We start from the raw sequence: 19,104 nt of genomic DNA, 5'->3' as shown, positions 1-19,104 counted from the left end.
CCAGCTCGTGGCCGTCAACGATCTCGCCGCTCCGCTTCGGGTTCGTTGCCGCGCCGGGTGTGATGGAACAACAGGTTCATCAGGAACGCGGTCAGCGTCGCGCTGGTGATGGCGCTGCCGCCGATGATCTGCACCCAGGTCGGGAACCCGTGGTAGATCGTGGGCGCCACGACGGGCAGCATGCCGACGCCGATGGAGACGGCCACGATCAGCAGGTTGTCGGTGCCCTCGAACTCCACCGTGCGCAGGGTGGTGATGCCGACCGCGGTGACGGTGGCGAACATGACCAGGCCGGCCGCGCCGATCACCGGGCCGGGCAGCGAGGCGACGATCTTGCCCAGCCTGGGGACCAGGCCGAGCGCGACGAGGATGCCTCCGGCGACCGCGGCGACGTAACGGCTGCGGACCTTGGTCATGCCGACCAGGCCGACGTTCTGCGCGAAGACGGTGTCCACGAAGCCGTTCATGACGCCGGCGAAGATGCCGGAGACGCTGTCGCCGGCGAGGCCGCGGGCCAGGTCGCTCCTGCTCAGCGGGCGGCCGGTCATCTCGCCGACGGCAAGCATGTCGGCGGTGGACTCGGTGAACGTCACCAGCATCACCACACACATCGAGATCACCGCGGCGACCGGGAACTCGGGGGTGCCGAAGTGGAACGGCGAGGCGAGCCCGATCCAGTCGGCGTCCCCGACCGAGGAGAAGTCCGTCAGGCCCATCGGGATCGCGACCAGCGTGCCGACCACCAGGCCCAGCAGAACACCGAGTTGGGAGAAGAAGCCGCTGGTGAAGCGGCCGACGAGGACGATCAGGAGGATGATGCCACCCGCGAGGGCCAGGTGGCCGGGGGCCGCGTAGTCCTTCGCGTGGGGGTCCGGCCCGGCGATCAGCCCCGCGGCCACCCCGATGAGCGAGAGCCCGATGACGGTGATGACCGAGCCGCTGACCAGGGGCGGGAAGAACCGCACCGCCCGGGCGAACGGTACGCAGACCAGCAGTCCGAAGACACCGGCGGCGATCATCGAGCCGTAGACGGCCCGCATCCCGTACTCGCCCGCGATCAGGATCATCGGGGTGACCGCGGTGAACGTCGCGCCCGCGACGACCGGCAGCCGCACCCCGAGGACCTTGCCGATGCCGAGCGTCTGAAGCAGCGTCACCAGGCCGGCGACCAGCAGGTCGGCGTTGATGAGGAGGCCTGTGGTGGAGGTGTCCAGCTTGGCCGCCGCCCCGAAGACCAGCGGGACCGTGACGCAGCCGGTGTACATCACCAGCACGTGCTGGAGACCGAGCAGCCCCAGCCGGGCGGGCGGCAGGACCTCGTCGACCGGGTGCCGGGCGGGTTCGGTGGTGGACGGGGACGCGGGCGCGTCAGGGGCCTGGGACACAGAGAGCCTCCGGAGGCGAAGCCGAGCTGGCCGGAACAGCGGGTTCAACTTTTTGTTGACTTCATTCGTCGGCATTTCCACAGCAGAACAGAGAGGTTGCTTTTCCTGTGGCGCGAGACGCGCACGCCCCCAGCACCGCACGCAGGGTCCGGGAGGCGGCCTACGCCTGGGGGGCCGTCCCGAGGCCCGTCAGCGCGCCCACGGGGTCCAGGTCCGGGGTGCCTCGGGGCCACCAGTCCTCCTCGTGGTCCGGCTCGGACTCGTAGGCGTACCAGAGGCCGTCCTGGCCGAGGCGGAGCTGGGCTCGGCCGGCCGGATGGGTCAGACGGTTGCGCCACGGCCGGAACGCGGGGAAGTCGGCGGCCAGCAGCAGGGGCCGGGCGCGGTCGAATCGTCCGGCCGGCGGATCCCAGGGCTCCTCCAGCACGGTCAGCGCCTCCTGCCCGCCCTGCCGCCAGGCGGCCACCGCCCGTGCCAGGTCGCCCGGAGTCCGCCCGGTGGCGGCGGCCAGCGAGGCGTACAGCGCCCGGGTGCCGGCGGTGAGGCCCGAACCGGGACGGGCGGCGGCCAGTCGCACGGCGTCCTGCCACAGCGTCAGCTCCCCCACCGGATCGCGCCCGCTCACCAGCAGGGCGTGGGCGCGGGCGGCGGCGTCCGTGGCCAACTGGTCCAGGGCGAAGGGGTCGGGGCCGTCCGGTGCGCCCGGGCAGACCGGCGGCTGCTCGGGATGGGCGGGCGGTGGCAACGGCGCGGGCAGCGGCGGCAGCGCCGTGCGGGCCAGCGCGTCCCGCGCCCGCACGCCGGGCAGGGGCGCCGGCCCGCGGTCCCGGGTGGCCTGGGCGGCGTGTGCCGCGTTGCGCCGGGACAGCGCGTCGAGCACCTCGCGCTCACCGCGGCCGCGCAGCAGGAGCAGGACGAAGGGGTCCTGGTCGAGCAGGCGCGCGGTGCGGTAGCAGACGGCGGCGGCGTGCTTGCACGGGCGGCCGGAGTCCGGGCAGGTGCAGTGCGGTTCGAGGTCACCGGGGCCGGGGAGCAGCCGGACTCCGCAGTCGGCGAGGGACTGCGGCATCTGCCGGTCGAGCAGGGCGGCGATATGCCCGGGGCGTTCGGCGGCGGCGTCCAGGAACCGGTCCCACTCCTCCTGCGAGAACGTCCGCAGACGTACCTCCACACGGTACGGGCGCGGGCGGCCGCCCTGGACGTACGCCAGCACGAGGCCGGGCGTGACGGTGACGGAGTCCACGTTCCCCCGGCCCTCGTACGCTCTGCCCCGTGCCAGGCGGGCGGCGTCGAGGGCGCCCTGCTCCAGCGCCTCGACCCAGGCGCCGCCCCACCAGGTCCCGGCGTGCTGCCGGCTCGTCCGCTCGGTGAAGCCCGTGAAGGTGCGGCGCAGTTCACCGTCGCGGTCGGGGGCGGCCATGGAGCGCGGATAGCGGGCCTGCGCCGGCTCGTCGGCCCGGTCGGGCTGTCGCGACGGGTCGCCCGACGGTTCGCCGGAAGCGGGGGGAGCCGCGGGGGACGGCGAGGGCGGGGAAGCGGAGGGGCCGGAGGGGGCCCCGGCCGCCCTGGAGACCCCGGCCGCCCTGGAGGCCCCGGCCGCCCTGGAGGCGCCGGGCGCCTCGGCGCGCGGCAACTCGAAGGCGCCGGCGAGCAGTTCGCGCAGCTCCCGGGCGCGGGGGTCCCTCGGACTGCGCCGTGTGCTCGGCGAGCCGGAGGGGCCGCCTGTCCCGGCGTCCGGCGCACCCGCCGCGACGGGTCCGCCGGGCTCGTCCGGGTGGCGTGCCGCCTCGGTGCGCGCGGCCCTGAGTGCCTCGCGTGCGGCGTCACCGGGGCGTGCCGCCGGTTCGGCACCGTCGCCGTCGGCGGCGGGGCTCGGGGTGGCGGCGCTCCCGCCTTCGGCGGTCGGGCTCTCGGACGACGTGTCCCCGGCGGGCCGCCCCTCCTCCGCGGGCTCCGACTCGGTCCCGTGGTCCGGCGAGGTCCCCGCCGCGCTGCGGCGTTCCGCGTTCGCCCGCCGCAGCGCCGCGCGCGCCGCGTCGCCGGGGCGGCTGCCCGGGGACGAGGCCCGCTCGTCGTGCCGCCGCTCCGGCTCGCGCGCCCCGCCGTCCCCCTGCGGTCGCTCGCCCTGCGACCTGTCGCCCTCAGCCGGCCCGCTCTCCTCGTGCTCGCGCCCCGGTTCCCGTTCTCGAGCGGCGCGCAGCGCGCGGCGTGCCGCGTCCGCGGGCCGCTCCTCGCCGCCGGTCGTCGTCCGCTCCTCGCCGTCCCCGCTCATCGCGACCTCCGCAGCGACACCAGATCGGACAGCTCCCGGTCGGACAGCTCCGTCAAGGACGCCTCCCCGGATCCCAGGATGGCGTCGGCCAGGGCGCGCTTGGACTCCAGCATCTCGGCGATCCGGTCCTCGACCGTGCCCTCGGTGATCAGTCGGTGCACCTGCACCGGCTGGGTCTGGCCGATGCGGTAGGCGCGGTCCGTCGCCTGTTCCTCCACGGCGGGGTTCCACCAGCGGTCGAAGTGGATGACATGGCCCGCGCGAGTGAGGTTCAGGCCGGTGCCCGCGGCCTTGAGCGACAGCACCAGCACCGGCGTCGTGCCGCTCTGGAAGCGGTCCACCATCCGCTCCCGCTCGGGCACGGCGGTGCTTCCGTGCAACAACTCCACAGGCACAGCGCGGGCGGCGAGATGCCGGGTGATCAGGCGCGCCATCCCGACGTACTGCGTGAACACCAGAGCCGAGCCGTCCTCCGCGAGCAGGGTGTCCAGCAACTCGTCCAGCAGCGCGAGCTTGCCGGAGCGGGCGGTCAGGCCGGAGGCGCTCGCGGTGGCCTCCTTCAGATACAGCGCCGGATGGTCGCAGATCTGCTTGAGCGCGCCGATCAGCTTGAGCACCAGACCCCGTCGGGCGATGCCGTCCGTCGCCTCGATCATCGCCATCGACTCGCGCACGACCGCCGCGTACAGCGCCGTCTGCTCCCGGGTGAGCGGTACCGGATGGTCGGTCTCCGTCTTCGGCGGGAGCTCGGGGACGATTCCGGGGTCCGACTTCTTGCGGCGCAGCAGGAACGGGCGGATCAGCCGGGCCAGTCGCCGCGCCGCCTCCGCGTCCTCGCCGTTCTCCACCGCCCGTGCGTGCCGGGACCGGAAGGCCTTCAGAGGTCCGAGCAGTCCGGGTGTCGTCCAGTCCAGCAGGGCCCACAGCTCGGAGAGGTTGTTCTCGACGGGGGTGCCGCTCAGGGCGACGCGCGCGGGCGCGGGGATGGTGCGCAGCGCCTTGGCGGTGGCCGAGTAGGGGTTCTTCACGTGCTGCGCCTCGTCGGCGACGACCAGGCCCCAGTCCTGTTCGGCCAGTCGAGGGGCCGTCGTCCGCATGGTGCCGTAGGTGGTGAGCACGAAGCCGCCCGGCAGTCGGTCCAGGGAGCGCTCGGCGCCGTGGAAGCGGCGGACCGGCACGCCGGGCGCGAACCGGGTGATCTCCCGCTCCCAGTTGCCGAGGAGGGAGGCGGGGCAGACGACGAGGGTCGGCTCCGTGCGTGCCCGGCGCAGGTGCAGGGCGATGACGGTGATCGTCTTTCCGAGCCCCATGTCGTCGGCGAGGCAGCCGCCGAGGCCGAGGGAGGTCATGAGGTCCAGCCAGGCCAGGCCCCGCAGCTGGTAGTCCCGCAGGGTGGCGGCGAGACCCGCGGGCGGCTCGGCGGGGGTGATGCCCGCGGTCAGCCGGTCCCTGAGCGCGGCCAGCGCTCCGACCGGTACCGCTTCCACCGTCTCCCCGTCTGCCTCCGCGCTGCCGGTGAGCGCCGCGGACAGGGCGTCCACCGGGTCGAGCAGTCCCAACTCCCGTTTGCGAGCCTTGCGGACGAGCGCCGGGTCGACCAGCACCCACCGGTCCCGCAGCCGGACGATCGGGCGGTGGGCCTCCGCGAGGGCGTCCATCTCGGCCTCGGTGAGCGGGTCGTCGCCGAGGGCCAGCTGCCAGCGGAACTGGAGCAGGTCCCCGCTCTCGAAGAAGCCGGTCCCGTCGGTGGCGGAGCCGGGGGCGGGCCGCACGATCGCCGACGCGCTCAGGTCGTGCGCCAGGTCGCGGGGCCAGTGCACGGCGACACCGGCCGCGCTCAGCCGGGCGGCGGCGGCACCCAGCAGGTCGCTCAGCTCCTGCTCGGACAGGGCCAGGACGCCCGGCACGTCCTGTTCGGCGAGCCGTTCCAGGGGCGCCCAGACCCGGGCCGCTCGGCGGACGGCCAGGGCCGCGTCCACCCGGGCGCGGGGACCGAACGTCTCGTCGGCCTCACCGGCCCACAGCGCCACGGCGTCCACGACCAGGGTCGGGTCGGCGAGGCTGTGCACCTGCACGACCGCGGCACCGGCGCGGCGGGCGTCCTGCGCGTCGTCGAAGAGGTCGTAGGCCGACAGGTCGAGGCGCAGGGACACGCGCACGCCCGCGTCCATGCCCGCGGCGACCTCGGCGGCCCAGTCGCGCGCCCGGGGCAGGGGCTGCGGCTCCCGCGCGGCGAACGGCTTTCCCAGGGCGTGGGCCGCGGCCGGGGTGCGGGGCAGGCTGTCCGCGACCGCGTCCAGGAAGGAGCGCATCAGGGGCTCCGGCTCGGGCAGGGTGAGCGGGCCCCTGCCCGGGAGCGGGACGGCGTGGCCCTCGTGGGGCAGGGCGGCGGCGATGGCCCTGAGATGGGTGATGTCGTCGGGCTCCAGGGGGCCGGCGCGCCAGGCGTCGTATCCCTGGGGGGTGAGTCCGGGGAGCAGCCGCCCGCGCGCGACGAGCCGCAGGGCGTGCAGGGTGGCCGCGCCCCAGCAGGCGGTGGCGGGGTGGGAGGCGGGATCGCGCCGGGCGCGCACGAGCAGCGGCAGGGCCTCGGCGAGGGGCAGGGACAGGGCGGGCACGGTGCTGCGGCGCACCCCGGATCCGTGGGGTCGTACGACCGTCAGTTCGTCCGCGGCCCCCGGGGGCGGGGCGTCGCCCTCCGGGTCCCAGAAGGCGACGCGGCCCTCACGGGGTACCGGCGCGGGCAGGAACACGGCGGCCAGCCGCACGGGGACGCCGGCGCCGGCCGTCGGCTCGGCCCCGCCTGTCGTGGCCATGCGTCCGGTCATGTCCGGTCACCTCCCGCCGCGCCGTGTCGGATCGGTCGGTCGACAGAGCGCGTCGACCGTCCGGATCGATCCCGCGGATCGATCGTCTTCGACTCTACGGGCGGGGTCTGACAGTCGGTCCCGGCTGTGGACGAGGGCGGCAGGAGGGTCAGGGGACCGTGCGCGACACCACGTACACCACGGGGTGAGCGGGGTCGGTCTTGTTGACGACGACGTCCAGGGTGGGCGCCGGGTTCTTCTGCTCGTGGGTCAGGCCGTACCAGGGCCCCTGCGCCGACAGATTCCATCCGACGACGTTCCGGTCGCGCGTGCCGATGGCCATGTCGTCCTGCTTCAGCGACGCCTGGGTGGTGCTCTGGTGGGCGAGGAACCGGTTCAGGCCGTCTTCGGTGGTGGTGAACTGCACGTACAGACGGCTGGTCTTCCAGTTGTTCGTCTCGTAGTACGCGACGTCCACGGCGTCCATGGGCAGGATCACCCGGTACAGGCGGCGCTGCACGCGCGAGGGCCAGCCCTCGGCGAGCCCGGTCGCCTCGTACTTGGCTTCCTTGTCCTTGCCGCTGTCGCGGCTCTGGGCGGCGGAGATGACCAGGTAGCCGGCGGGGACGCCGATGAGCAGCCCGATGATCAGGAGGGTCAGCGCGCGGCGGCGGATCATGTGCCCGCGGCCCTCCGGGGGCCTGCCGGGCTCGTCCGGCGGGGCCGACTGGTGCGGTAGCGGTGTGGTGACCGTCACGGTGTCCCCTTTCCGGTGCGTCGGGATTCCGCGAACCGCTCGTAGCGCTCGTGCCGCTCGACACGGCGCCGGTTGGCGCGCCGGAAGCGGCGGGCGACGAGCCGGGCGAGGTCCGCGGCACCGACCATACCGGCCTCAGGCCCGAGCTGGGCGCGGGTGATGCGGGCCTCGGGGCGGTAGCCGCGGCCCGTCAGGTGGCGCTTGAAGGCGTCCCGGGCGGGGCCGATCAGCAGGTCGTCCGCGGCGCTGACGCCGCCGCCGATCACGAAGCAGGAGGGGTCCAGGGCCGCGGCGAGGTTGGCGATGCCGACGCCGAGCCACTGGCCGATGTCCTGGAGCAGTTCCACGCACATCGCGTCGCCCTCGCGGGCCAGCTCGGTGATCATCGGGCCGCTGATGTCGGCGATGTTGCCCTTGACGTGCTCGATGATCCCGTAGGCCACCGGGGAGTCGGCCGCGGCCAGCTCCCGGGCCTCGCGGACCAGGGCGTTGCCCGAGCTGTACTGCTCCCAGCAGCCGCGGTTGCCGCAGGGGCAGCGGTGTCCGCCGGGGACGACCTGCATGTGGCCGAACTCTCCGGCGACACCGAACTTGCCGCGCTTGACCTGGCCGTCCTCCAGGATGGCGCCGCCGATGCCGGTGCCGAGCGTGATCATGACGAGGTGGTCCTCGTCGCGTCCGGCGCCGAAGCGCCACTCCGCCCAGGCGGCGGAGTTGGCGTCGTTGTCGACCAGGACGGGGACGGCGAGCCGGCCGGCGAGGCGGTCGCGCAGGGGCTCGTTGCGCCAGGACAGATGAGGGGCGAACAGGACGCGGCTGCGGTCCGCGTCCACCCAGCCGGCCGCGCCGATGCCGACGGCGTGCACGTCGTGGCGGTCGGAGAGGTCCAGGACCAGCTCCACGATGGTGTCCTCGACCACCTTGGGGCTCTTGGACTTGTCCGGCGTCTCCGTGCGGAGCTTCTCCAGGATGTTTCCGTCGGCGTCCACGACACCGGCCATCACCTTCGTGCCGCCGATGTCGATGCCCACCGTGGGGACACGGGGCGCCGACAGGTGGGAGCGGCGCTCGCGCGTGCCCACGGTCCGCAGGACGGTGGCCCGGGCGGAGCCGCGGTGGGTGAGGTCGCGGTAGGTGCTCATCGGCCCCGATTCTGCCTCACGCCCCGCCCGGGACGCACCGTGGAGCACTCCTGTCACGGACGTCTCCACGGTTTCCCGTTCCGGGCCCCGCACAAGATCACGCGCTGTTCGCAGCGTCCGCGCCGGACGGGTGGGGCACCGTCCCGGGTGCCGCCGGCGCCGCGGCCGCGGCGGCCTCGCGCGCGCCCGCCGGGGCGCGGCTCTCCAGCTCGTGGCGCAGATCGTCGAGCTCGTCGCCGCCCGCCATCTGGCGGGTCAGCTCCTCCACGGTGATCTCGTCCCGGCTGTGGCTGCCCACCATCGTGCCGCGCTTGAGCAGCACGAAGCGGTCCCCGACCAGGTAGGCGTGCTGGGGGTTGTGGGTGATGAACACAACACCCAGACCGGCGTCCCGGGCGGCCGCCACGTAGCGCAGGACCATGCCCGACTGCTTCACGCCCAGCGCCGCGGTCGGCTCGTCCAGGATCAGCACCTTGGCCCCGAAGTACACCGCGCGCGCGATGGCCACGCACTGGCGTTCGCCGCCCGACAGGGTGCCGATGGGCTGGTCGACGTCGCGCAGGTCGATGCCGAGGCGCAGCAGCTGCTCCCGCGTCGTGCGCCGCATGAGGTCCACGTCCAGGCGCTTGAAGGGGCCTGTTCCCGTGCGCGGCTCGGAGCCGAGGAAGAAGTTGCGCCACACGGGCATCAGCGGGACCACCGCGAGGTCCTGGTGGACGGTGGCGATGCCGCGGTCCAGGGCCTGGCGGGGCGAGGACAGCCGGGTCTCCTCGCCCTCGATGCGCAGGGTTCCGCTGTCGTGCGCGTGGAGCCCCGCGACGATCTTGATGAGGGTCGACTTGCCCGCACCGTTGTCGCCCAGGACGCAGGTGATCCGCCCCGCGTGGACGTCGAGGGTGACTCCTTCGAGGGCGCGCACGTTGCCGTAGCGCTTGCCGATGTCCTCGAGGCGGACGAGGGCGGTGGTGTCGTGCGTCATGCCGTGGCCTCCGCCCGCTTGCGGACCCAGGCGTTGAGCAGGGTCGCGAGGAGCAGCATCGCTCCGAGGAAGAACTTGAACCAGTCGGGGTTCCACTGGGCGAAGACGATGCCCTTGCTCGTCATGCCGAAGATGAGCGCGCCCACGGCCGAGCCGATGGCCGAACCGTAGCCGCCGGTGATCAGGCAGCCGCCGATGACGGCCGCGATGATGTAGATCAGCTCGTTGCCGACGCCCTCGCCGGACTGGACGACGTCGTACGAGAACAGCAGGTGCTGTCCGCTGATCCAGGCGCCGAACGCGACGCCCATGTAGAGGCCCGTCCTGGTCCTGCCGACCGGGACGCCGAGCGCGCGGGCGGCGTCCTTGTCGCCGCCGACGGCGAAGATCCAGTTGCCCGCGCGGGTGCGCAGCAGGACCCAGGAGGCGAGGGCGACCAGGGCGAACCACCACAGGATGGTGACCTTGACGTCCACACCGCCGACGGTGAGCGTGGAGGCGAACACCGCCCTGGCCGAGGAGAAGCCGTCCATGTCGGAGATCGACCTGGTGGAGACGGTGGTGCTGATCAGCTTGGTGAGGCCGAGGTTCAGTCCGGTCAGCATCAGGAACGTGCCGAGGGTGATGATGAAGCTCGGCAGTCTGGTACGGGTCAGCACGAAGCCGTTGAACGCGCCGATCGCGAGGGTGACGAGCAGCGAGACGCCGGCGCCGACCCAGACGTTGGCGGTCATCTGGTAACTGAACATGGACGAGATCAGCGCGGACGACGTGACCAGGACACCGGCGGACAGGTCGAACTCGCCGCCGATCATCAGCAGCGCGACCGGTACGGCCATGATGCCGATGGTGGAGGCCGCGTACAGCACGGTGCTCAGGCTGGACGCGCGCAGGAAGCTGTCGGCGGCGAGGGAGAAGAAGAGGAAGACGGCGAGGGCGCCCACCACCGAACCCAGTTCGGGGCGGCCGAGGAGCCGCTTCAGGGGCGAGGAGCGGAGCAGCCGCTCGTCCGGCGTCCCGTGCGGTGCGGGCGGGCTGGTCCCGGGGGCGGAGGCGGGTGCCGTGGTGCTCATCGGGTCCCCCGCTCGGTGTAGCGCTCCAGGGCCGCGGCCTGGTCCTCGGTGATGATCTGGGGGCCGGTCAGGACCGGCAGGCCACCGCCGAGGGCGTTGGCGTTGTACTTGTACAGCCAGAGCTGGTCGACGGCCTCGTAGCCCTGGAGGTAGGGCTGCTGGTCGACGGCGAAGCCGAGGGTCCCGTCCTTCAGCTCGCTCGCGACCTTGGCGTTCAGGTCGAAGGTGTCGATCTCCGCCTTGCTGCCCGCGTCGTTCCTGGCCTTGACGGCGGTGTCGGCGTAGGGGGCGCCCAGGGTGACGACCGCGTCGAGCGAGCTGTCCGACTGGAGCCGGGCCTCGATGGCGGACTGCACGTCCGGCATGTCGGTGCCGTTGACGTAGAGGTTCTCCACGGTCCCGTGGAAGGCCTTCTTCACGCCCGCGCAGCGCTGTTCGTGGCCCACGTTGCCCTGCTCGTGCAGGACGCACAGCACCTTCTTGCGCCCGCGCTTGTCGAGCTCGTCGCCGACGGCCTCGCCCGCGATCGTCTCGTCCTGGCCGATGTGGGTGAGCGCGCCGAACGCCTTGGACTCGGCCGAGCCGGAGTTCACCGTGACCACCGGGATGCCGGCCTTCCGGGCGCGGGCGAGGGAGGCCTTCATCGCGTCGGGCTTGGCCAGGGTGACGATGATGCCGTCCACCTTCTGGTCGACCGCCGCGTCCACGAGCTGGGCCTGCTGCTGGGCGTTCGCGTCGTGCGAGTACAGGAAGTCGATGTTGTCCTTGACGGCGGCCTGCTTGGCGCCGCTCTGCACGATGTCCCAGAAGGTGTCGCCGTCTCCCGAGTGTGTGATCATCGCAAAGGTCCAGCGCGGGGTGTCCACCGCCGCGTGCCCCTGGGCGGAGGCGGCCTCGCGGGCCTCCTCGGCGCGCTTGCCGCCGTGGCTGCTGCACCCCGCGAGGGAGAGGCCGAGTGCTCCCGCGAGCGCGATGGTTGCCCAGGTACGAGTCGGTGCCACGAGGCTGTGCCCTTCTTGCGTAGTCCCTGCGTAGTCGCTTTTGACTACCCAGTATCACCGACTTGGGCTACCAGACTTCACCGAGTGACGGTTGACACGGGCGCTCAGGGGCGTACGAGCAGCTGGAACTCGAAGGAGTAGCGCGAGGCCCGGTAGGTGTGGGTGCCGAACTCGACGGCACGGCCCGTGTCGTCGAAGGTGGTGCGTTCCATGGTGAGCAGCGGCGCGCCCGCGGGTTCGTCGAGCCGTTCGCCCTCGGCCTCGGTGGCGGCGCGGGCCCCCACGGCCTGCCGGGCGCTGTGCAGTGTGATTCCCGCCGCACGCATCATCCGGTAGAGGCCGGTGGACTCCAGCCGGTCCGGGTCGAGGTCGAGCAGGCCCGCGGGCAGGACGTTGCGGAGGTACGCCATCGGCTCGCCGTGCGCGAGGCGCAGTCGCTCGATCCGGTGCACCTGCGCGCCTTCGGCGAGGCCGAGCGCGGCGGCGGCCTCGGCGGAGGCGGCCTCGGTCTCGCTCACCAGCAGCCGGGTCGCGGGGCGCTGCCCGGCCGCCTCCAGGTCGTCGTACAGGCTGCTGAGTTCGAGCGGGCGTCTGACCTGGCTGTGCACGACCTGGGTGCCGATGCCGCGGCGGCGCACCAGCAGGCCCTTGTCGACCAGGGACTGGATGGCCTGGCGGACGGTGGGCCGGGACAGGCCGAGGCGCGCGGCCAGCTCGATCTCGTTGCCCAGCAGGCTGCCCGGCGTCAGTGCCCCGTGCTCGATCGCGGTCTCCAGCTGCTGGGACAGCTGGAAGTACAGCGGTACCGGGCTGTTCCGGTCGACGCTGAGCTGAAGTGCGGCGGTCGGGTCCACATCCTGTTTGGGCACGGGCCGAGCGTAGTCCCGGGACCTGTTGACGGAAAGTCGTGTAGTCAGATTGTCCGGACAAGCTGTGGACAAGGTCATTGACAGGGTACGGGCGCCGCCGCCACGTTGTTCCCATGCGCATCGGACTCATCGGGGCAGGTCGCATCGGTACGTTCCACGCGACCACCCTCAGCCGCCATCGTGACGTCGGCTCGCTCATCGTCACGGACGTCGACTTCGCCCGGGCCCACGCACTCGCCGACCGGCTGGGCGAGACCGCGGCGCCCGGTGTGGACGAGATCTTCACCTGGGGTGTGGACGCCGTGGTCATCACGGCGGCGACCGCGGCCCACGCCGAACTGATCAGCCGCGCGGCACGTTCCGGGCTCCCCGTGTTCTGCGAGAAGCCGATCGCCGCCGATCTGCCGGGGACGCTGGCCGCGCTCGCCGAGGTGGACGCCGCGGGCACGGTGCTGCAGATGGGCTTCCAGCGCCGTTTCGACGCGGGGTACACCGGCGCGCGCGAGGCGGTGCGGTCGGGCAGCCTGGGACGCCTGCACACGATCCGTGCGCTGACCGCCGACCCGGCGCCGCCTCCGGCCGGCTATCTCCCGCTCTCCGGCGGCCTCTACCGGGACTGCCTCGTCCATGACTTCGACATGGTGCGCTGGGTGACCGGTCACGAGGTCACCGAGGTGCACGCGAGCGGCTCGGACGCGGCAGGGGCGATGTTCCGCGAGGCGCACGACGTGGACACCGCGGCGGCGGTGCTCACCCTCGACGACGGCACGCTGGTCCTGGCGAGCGCCACCAGGGTCAACGGGGCCGGGTACGACGTCCGCATGGAACTGGCCGGTGAGCGGGACACCATCGCGGTGGGCCTGGACGACCGCACGCCCATCACGTCCACCGAGCCCGCCGGCCCGCCGGCCGCGGACAAGCCGTGGACCGGCTTCCTCGAGCGCTTCGCGCCCGCCTACCAGGCCGAGCTGGCCGCGTTCGTGGAGGTGGTGCGCGGCGAACGCGCCAACCCGTGCGACGGCGGGGAGGCGCTCCAGGCGCTGCGCGTGGCCGAGGCGTGCGAGCTGTCCCGCCACGAGCGGCGGCCGGTACACCTCGCGGAGATCTCCGGCGCACCGGGCTGAGGGGCGGGACCCACGCCGGGGTGGCGGGCCCCACACCGGAGAGCCGGCCCGGCGCTGGGCGGCGGGACCGGCGCAGAAGGCCGGCCCGGCGCCGGGAGGCGGGCCCCGCGTCAGGGGGTCGGCCTGGTGCCGGGGGGCAGGCTCGGCGCAACGGGACCCGCGGCCGGGGAGCGGGCACGGCGGCAGGGGAGCGAGAAGGGCGGCCGGGGGACGGGAACGGCGGCCGGGGTGGTCGGTTCCTCAGGCCGGGTCGGGTCCGTCGCCGTGGTCGTACTCGTACGCGTCCAGCAGGCCCGCGTCGTAGGCCAGCAGCGCGATCTGCACCCGGTTGTTCAGGCCCAGCCGGGCGAGGATGCGCGAGACGTGCGTCTTGACCGTGGGCACGCTCAGGTACAGCTCCGCGGCGATCTCGGCGTTGGAGGCGCCCCGGCCGACGGCCACGGCCACCTCCCGCTCACGGTCGTTGAGTGCCGCGATCCGCTCCCGGGCCGTGCCGCGCCTGGAGTCGGGCCGCGCTCCCGCGGCGTGCGCCATCAGCTGGCGGGTGACGGCGGGTGACAGGACCGGGTCGCCGGCCGCGACCCTGCGCACCGCTTCGAGGATCTCGGCGGGCGGGGTGTCCTTGAGCACGAAGCCGGCGGCGCCCGCGCGCAGCGCCCGGATCACCTGGTCGTCGGCGTGGAATGTGGTCAGGACCACGACCTGGGGCGCGTCCGGGCGGCGGCGGAGCAGTTCGGTCGCGGTCAGGCCGTCCACGGTGGGCATCCGGATGTCCATGAGGACGACGTCCGGCCGGGTGCGGCCCACGAGCCGCCCGACCTCGCTTCCGTCGGCGGCCTCACCGACGATCTCGATGTCGTCGGCGCCGCCCATCATGAAGGACAGCCCGGCGCGCACCAGGGGGTCGTCGTCGACGAGGAGGAGTCGGATCGGTCGGCTCGCGGTCATGCCCCTACCGTAGTGATCCAGCCACCTGCTCCGCCCCCGGTGCCGGCCAGGGCAGCCAGGCCCGCACCCGGAAGCCGCCGTCGCCGGTCGTGCCGTGGTCGAGGCTGCCGCCCGCCAGGGTCGCCCGTTCGGTGAGTCCGATCAGGCCCTGCCCGGATCCGGGCACATGCGGGACCTCGCCGGGCGGCGCGGGGTTGCGCACGGTCACGGTGAGCCCGTCACCGGGGGTGCCCGTGACGCTGAGCGTGACCTCGCTGCCGGGTGCGTGCTTGCGCGCGTTGGTCAGCGCCTCCTGCGCGATGCGGTAGGCGGTACGGCCCACGGAGGCCGGCACCGCGGAGGCGTCGGCGACCTGATGGTCCAGGACGACCCGCATGCCGGCCTCGCCGCACTCGGCGACCAGGGCGTCGAGCGCGGACAGCGTCGGCTGGGGGCGGCCCGCCTCCTCGCCGTCCCCCGCCCTCAGCACGCCGATGATCTCCCTCAGGTCCTGGAGGGCGTCGTGTGCGCTCTCCCGGATGACCCCCGCCGCCCGGGCTATCTCCTCCCGGGGCGCGTCCGGACGGAACTCCAGCGCTCCCGCGTGCACGCTGAGCAGGGTGAGCCGGTGCGCGAGGACGTCGTGCATCTCGCGCGCCATGGCCTCGCGGGCCAGCCGCTGGGCCTGCTCGGCCCGCAGCGCCGCCTCCGTCTCGGCGCGCCGGGCCCCGTCGCGCAGGCTCAGCATGAGCTGACGCTTGGACCGCACGAACAGGCCCCAGCCGACGGCCGTCGCCGTCAGCAGCAGGCCCGCCACGACATCGACGAGGTAGGGCGTGTCCGGGTCGGGGCGCAACCAGGAGACCAGCGGCATGATCGCGAGCTGTGTGCCGCTGATCCAGGCGGCGTACCGGAAGGGCCGGTGCACGGCGACGGTGAACAGGGAGACCAGGGCGGCGCCGCCGGCGGTGAGCGAGACCATGCCGACCGGGATCATCGCCAGGGCCAGCCCGAGCGGCCAGCGGCGGCGCAGCCAGACGGCGGCGCAGGCGAGCACGCCGAGCACCAGGTCCACGGTCGCGAGCCAGGTCGGTGTCTGCCCGTCGTCGCCCACCGTGGTCTTCGCCGTGAGGGCGATGAGGGCGGCCAGGGTGAAGCAGCCGAAGTCCACGGCCCAGTCCCGCACGGTACGGCGGGGGCGGCCCCGGCCGCCGCCGGCCTCGGGGTCGAGCTCGGCGATCACGGCGGAGGGCAGGTACCAGCGGCGCCTGGGCAGCCCGTAGACGATCGCCGCCTGCCCCACCGAGGCGACGGGCGGGGAGGACAGGGTCGAGGGAGCCGGCCGCGCGCCTCGCCACCGGCCCCGTCGGGGCTTCTCGGCAGGGGACGCGGTGGGGCCCGTCGGGTGGTGTGCGCTCACGGGCGACCAATCTAGGTGGGGATGCGCGCGGGTCGTCCTTCCGCGGCCCGGATCCGCGACCAAAGTCACGGCGCCGCAGACTTTCGGCCAGGACGCGCCTCGCCCCGCGGCCGATGGTTCCTGGGGGGGCCGCGGGGCGAGGTTGCGGGTCCGGTCCGGGTCAGGTCCGGGTCAGCAGCTGAAGTCGACCAGGTCGAACGTCGCGTAGTGGTCCGAGGTGTAGTAGTCCTCCTTGGACTTCTCACCCGTGACGATCCGGCGGGCGCCGCGGTCCGGGGAGCCCGGCGTGACGACCGTGTACTCGTGGTAGTAGCTGTTGTCCGACTGCTGGGGCAGGACGCCCTCGCGGTTGGTGAAGACGGTGCCGTCCTGGTCGTACGGGTAGGGGCCGCCGGCCGTGATCAGGTCCAGGGTGTCGTGTGCCTGGGAGGGCAGCTTGCCGTAGCAGATGCTGCCCACGGACGCGGCGGAGACGTGCGCGGTGGTGGCGTACGAGGTGACGGGGGCGGCCTGCGAGGTGGTCGCCGAGATCGTGCCGCCCACGAGCAGGGCGGACACGAGCGCGGCCGAGGCGCCGATACGGGACATGTGTGGGGGGAAGTTCATGGCGCCATGATGACGCGCGTAGAGCATGGCATGTCAATGTCAAGTTGGCCGACTTCCACCGACTCGCCCGATGCGTTTTCACCGTGTTCACCTGCCGCCCGACACCAACACGCCGTCGTCACAGACCCGTTGCACCGGCGCCCGAATGGGCCGCCCGTCAGGCGAACGGGCCCTCCACCGTGAAGCGGCGCAGATTGCGGGCGAACGCCTCGGCCTCGCCCGGCGCCCAGGAGGACACGCTCCCCGCGATCCGCTCGGCCAGGCGCGCCCGCAGCTCCTCCACCACCCGCTCGCCCTGCTCGGTGAGCACCAGCAGATACGCCCGGCGGTCGGCGGGGTCCGTCTCGCGGCGGATGAGGCCCGCGTCCTCCAGACGGGACGCGCGCCGGGTGACGCCGGAGCGGTCGACGCCGACGAGGGGGGCGAGATCGGCCGCGCTGCGGGGCCCCGTCCTGGCCAGCGCGCTGATGACGGGGTACGTCAACTCGTCCACCGCCTCCCCCATGCCCTCGGTGAGCTGCCGGTGCAGCTGGGTGCGCGTGGTGCGCCTCAGCAGGACGCCGAGCGCCTCCGCGATCTCCTGTCCGATCTCGTTCTTTCCCATGCACACCACAATAGCGTGCACGTCGCACGCTTTTGGGGTGCGAAGGGGTCAGCCCGCGTGGGTGGAGAACAAGCCTCCCGTGGGGCCCTGCTTGTCGCCGCCCTGGGCCTTCTTGAGGGCGTTGGCGAGGCTCTCGATCGTGAGGGACTGGAGGATGACCCGGCCGTTGCCCTCCAGGGTGGCCAGGGACAGGCCCTCGCCGCCGAACACCATGTTCATCAGGCCCTGGCGGTTGAGGCCGCCGATGCGCTGGACGCCGTACTCGATTCCCTCCTCGAAGGCGACGACGCACCCGGTGTCGACCTCTATGCGACCGCCGAAGTCGGCGGGGTTGAGGTCGATGAAGTTGCCCGCCCCGGCGATGATCACCGTGCCGTGGCCGGTGAACTTCTCCAGGACGAAGCCCTCGCCGCCGCTCATGCCGGTGCGCCCGCCCTGGAAGGCGATGCCGAAGTCGACGGTCGACTCCGCGGCCACGAAGGCGTCCTTCTCCGCGAACCACGCGCGCGAGCCGTCCAGCTCCAGCGCGCGCATCTCACCGGGGAGCACTCCCGCGAACCCGACCGTGCCCTCACCGCCCTGCGAGGTGAAGTACTGGAACGCCAGGGACTCCCCCGCCAGCGCCCGCTGGCCGACCTGCATGGCGGTGCCCATGGCCTGGCGCAGGAGGCCGCCCATGCCGCCGCCGGACCCACCGCCCTGGGACTGTCCGCCCCCGTTGCCCGACGGGCCGGACAGGCGGGTCTCCATGGTCACGTTGGTCGTCTTGAACAGGAACTTTCCCGCTTCGCAGTACACCGTCTGCCCGGGGCTCAGGTTCACGACCGCCATCTGCATGGCGTTGCCGACGATTTCTTGCTGAAGAGTCACGGCCCGAGAACGGCGGACAGGGGGCGAAGAGTTCCTGGGATTCCGGTCGGGGTGACGGGCGTCACCCGCCGAGTTCCTGGTGTCTGGCCGCCAGTCGGGCCGCCCCCTCCTCGGTCAGGGAGCCGAACAGGCGCAGTCGGGAGATGCCTCCGTCGGGGAAGATGTCCACGCGCGCGTGCGTGCCGACGGCCGCTTCGGGGAGGGCGAACCGGTGGTTCGTGTCGGGCTGGAGAGGGGTGCGCGCCAGGATCTCGCGCCACCGGCCCGCGCCGTCGCCCTGCTCACCCCGCTCGTGCTGTTCGCCCCGCCGCTCGTCCTTGACGGACACGGTCGCCCAGCCCGCCGCGTTCCCCTTCAGGCACGCCGTGTCGATCTCGACGGCCCTGATCAGCGACCGCTCCGCCAGCCGGTAGCTGATCCAGTCGTTGCCCTGGTCGCGGCGGCGCCGGGTCTCCCAGCCGTCGTCCATCGTGCGGGAGCGGCCCGGCAGGATGGTGTTGCCGGCGGGCGAGTAGAAGAAGTCGGAGGCGTCCTCCACCCGGCCGCCGTTCTCCAGGGCGACGGTGTCGAAGGTGCCCAGCGCCCGGAGCCACTGCGGATCCGCCACCACCTCGCCGTGCACCCGCAGGCGCGCGATGCCGCCGTCCGGGTGCTGGTTGACGCGCAGGTGCGTGAAGCACTGCTCGACGGTGACCTCGAAGCCGTTGGCCGCGTGACCGCCCACCGGGGTGCGCGGGACCAGGGTCGTCCACTTCACGTCGTCGCCCGCGAGCCGCTGCGGCGACGGGAAGCCCGGCACGCACGTCCCCTCGACGGACACGGCCGCCGGGTGGTTGCCGCGGAAGTGGGCCGTGTCGACGACGATGCCCCGGACGACGCCGGGCGCGCCGAGGCGGACCAGCGCCCAGTCGTGGTCCTGGTCCGTCGGCCACGGATGGGCCGCCGAGGCCCCACGGCGGCGCCGGGTCTCCCAGCCGTCCATGACCTTGCCCTTGTGCCCGAAGTGCTCCGGGTCGAAGTGCGCGCGCCCCGGCACCAGCAGGTTCTCGCGCTGGGCGAAGAACTCGTCCCCCGCGGCGATGACGCTCGCGCCCAGCCGGCGGTCGGCGAGGTCGGCGAGGCGGGTGAAGGGGAACTCGGCGGTGCGGTAGTCCGCGTACGGGTCGCCGCCGCCGTAGGGGTTCGCGTCGCCGGTGAAGCGGGGGATCGCCGTCACAGTGATCAGGCCTTCCTTTCGTGGTGGGGCGCGAGGCCCGGGTCCGCGGCGG

Annotated in this window: 16 protein-coding genes; 1 reads left to right on the top strand and 15 read right to left on the bottom strand. The window is 73.4% G+C overall.

Annotation, left to right across the window (positions count from 1 at the left end):
• Positions 1-14: 14 nt before the first annotated feature.
• The 9 genes from AB0C59_RS11470 to AB0C59_RS11430 all read right to left on the bottom strand — a co-directional run bounded on the left by AB0C59_RS11470 (position 15) and on the right by AB0C59_RS11430 (position 12,270).
• Positions 15-1,385, bottom strand: coding sequence for a nucleobase:cation symporter-2 family protein (locus AB0C59_RS11470; protein ID WP_363003089.1), 1,371 nt, complete (start codon positions 1,383-1,385; stop codon positions 15-17).
• A 160-nt stretch (positions 1,386-1,545) separates the two neighbouring features.
• Positions 1,546-3,657 (bottom strand): SWIM zinc finger family protein, encoded by a 2,112-nt coding sequence (locus AB0C59_RS11465; protein WP_363003087.1) that lies wholly within the window; start codon positions 3,655-3,657, stop codon positions 1,546-1,548.
• A complete protein-coding gene (locus AB0C59_RS11460) occupies positions 3,654-6,485 on the bottom strand; it encodes a DEAD/DEAH box helicase (RefSeq protein WP_363003085.1) in 2,832 nt (943 codons plus the stop codon). The genes AB0C59_RS11465 and AB0C59_RS11460 overlap by 4 nt, the downstream gene beginning before the upstream one ends.
• Before the next feature lie 148 nt (positions 6,486-6,633).
• A complete protein-coding gene (locus AB0C59_RS11455; protein WP_363003083.1) occupies positions 6,634-7,221 on the bottom strand; it encodes a sugar kinase in 588 nt (195 codons plus the stop codon).
• Positions 7,218-8,363: an ROK family glucokinase gene (locus tag AB0C59_RS11450; protein WP_363003081.1), complete on the bottom strand. Its 1,146-nt coding sequence runs from the start codon at positions 8,361-8,363 to the stop codon at positions 7,218-7,220. Before AB0C59_RS11450 ends, AB0C59_RS11455 begins: the two co-directional genes overlap by 4 nt.
• A 97-nt stretch (positions 8,364-8,460) precedes the next feature.
• Positions 8,461-9,342 carry an ATP-binding cassette domain-containing protein gene (locus AB0C59_RS11445; protein ID WP_363003079.1) on the bottom strand — a complete coding sequence of 294 codons (882 nt, stop codon included), beginning with the start codon at positions 9,340-9,342 and terminating at the stop codon, positions 8,461-8,463.
• Positions 9,339-10,415, bottom strand: a complete 1,077-nt coding sequence (locus AB0C59_RS11440) for an ABC transporter permease (RefSeq protein ID WP_363003077.1) — start codon at positions 10,413-10,415, stop codon at positions 9,339-9,341. The genes AB0C59_RS11445 and AB0C59_RS11440 overlap by 4 nt, the downstream gene beginning before the upstream one ends.
• Entirely contained in the window at positions 10,412-11,416 is a 1,005-nt protein-coding gene (locus AB0C59_RS11435; protein WP_363003075.1) for a sugar ABC transporter substrate-binding protein, read from the bottom strand. The genes AB0C59_RS11440 and AB0C59_RS11435 overlap by 4 nt, the downstream gene beginning before the upstream one ends.
• 104 nt (positions 11,417-11,520) lie before the next feature.
• On the bottom strand, positions 11,521-12,270 hold the full coding sequence (locus tag AB0C59_RS11430) for a GntR family transcriptional regulator (protein ID WP_363003320.1): 750 nt from the start codon (positions 12,268-12,270) through the stop codon (positions 11,521-11,523).
• 128 nt (positions 12,271-12,398) lie between these two features.
• Between AB0C59_RS11430 and AB0C59_RS11425 the strand changes: the two genes are divergently transcribed.
• The gene (locus tag AB0C59_RS11425) at positions 12,399-13,409 is read left to right on the top strand and encodes a Gfo/Idh/MocA family oxidoreductase (protein ID WP_363003073.1); all 1,011 of its coding nucleotides are present in this window, start codon (positions 12,399-12,401) and stop codon (positions 13,407-13,409) included.
• Between the two features lie 240 nt (positions 13,410-13,649).
• Here AB0C59_RS11425 and AB0C59_RS11420 read toward each other — a convergent pair whose 3' ends face one another.
• From AB0C59_RS11420 to alc, 6 genes are all read right to left on the bottom strand, one after another.
• Positions 13,650-14,357, bottom strand: a complete 708-nt coding sequence (locus AB0C59_RS11420; protein ID WP_363003071.1) for a response regulator transcription factor — start codon at positions 14,355-14,357, stop codon at positions 13,650-13,652.
• A 4-nt stretch (positions 14,358-14,361) separates the two neighbouring features.
• Positions 14,362-15,639 (bottom strand): histidine kinase, encoded by a 1,278-nt coding sequence (locus AB0C59_RS11415; RefSeq protein ID WP_363003318.1) that lies wholly within the window; start codon positions 15,637-15,639, stop codon positions 14,362-14,364.
• Positions 15,640-15,927: 288 nt separating this feature from the next.
• Complete coding sequence (locus AB0C59_RS11410) at positions 15,928-16,362, bottom strand: ribonuclease domain-containing protein (protein ID WP_363003069.1); 435 nt, start codon at positions 16,360-16,362, stop codon at positions 15,928-15,930.
• Between the two features lie 157 nt (positions 16,363-16,519).
• Positions 16,520-16,966 carry a MarR family transcriptional regulator gene (locus AB0C59_RS11405; protein ID WP_363003067.1) on the bottom strand — a complete coding sequence of 149 codons (447 nt, stop codon included), beginning with the start codon at positions 16,964-16,966 and terminating at the stop codon, positions 16,520-16,522.
• A gap of 48 nt (positions 16,967-17,014) precedes the next feature.
• Positions 17,015-17,836 carry an AIM24 family protein gene (locus AB0C59_RS11400; RefSeq protein WP_363003065.1) on the bottom strand — a complete coding sequence of 274 codons (822 nt, stop codon included), beginning with the start codon at positions 17,834-17,836 and terminating at the stop codon, positions 17,015-17,017.
• A 61-nt stretch (positions 17,837-17,897) separates the two neighbouring features.
• Positions 17,898-19,052, bottom strand: coding sequence for an allantoicase (gene alc / locus AB0C59_RS11395; RefSeq protein ID WP_363003063.1), 1,155 nt, complete (start codon positions 19,050-19,052; stop codon positions 17,898-17,900).
• Between the last annotated feature and the right edge of the window lie 52 nt (positions 19,053-19,104).

The organism is Streptomyces sp. NPDC048664 (assembly GCF_040650555.1).
GTDB lineage: Bacteria > Actinomycetota > Actinomycetes > Streptomycetales > Streptomycetaceae > Streptomyces.
Note: the sequence above shows the minus strand (reverse complement) of the source record. Positions and strands in the feature narration are given on the sequence as shown.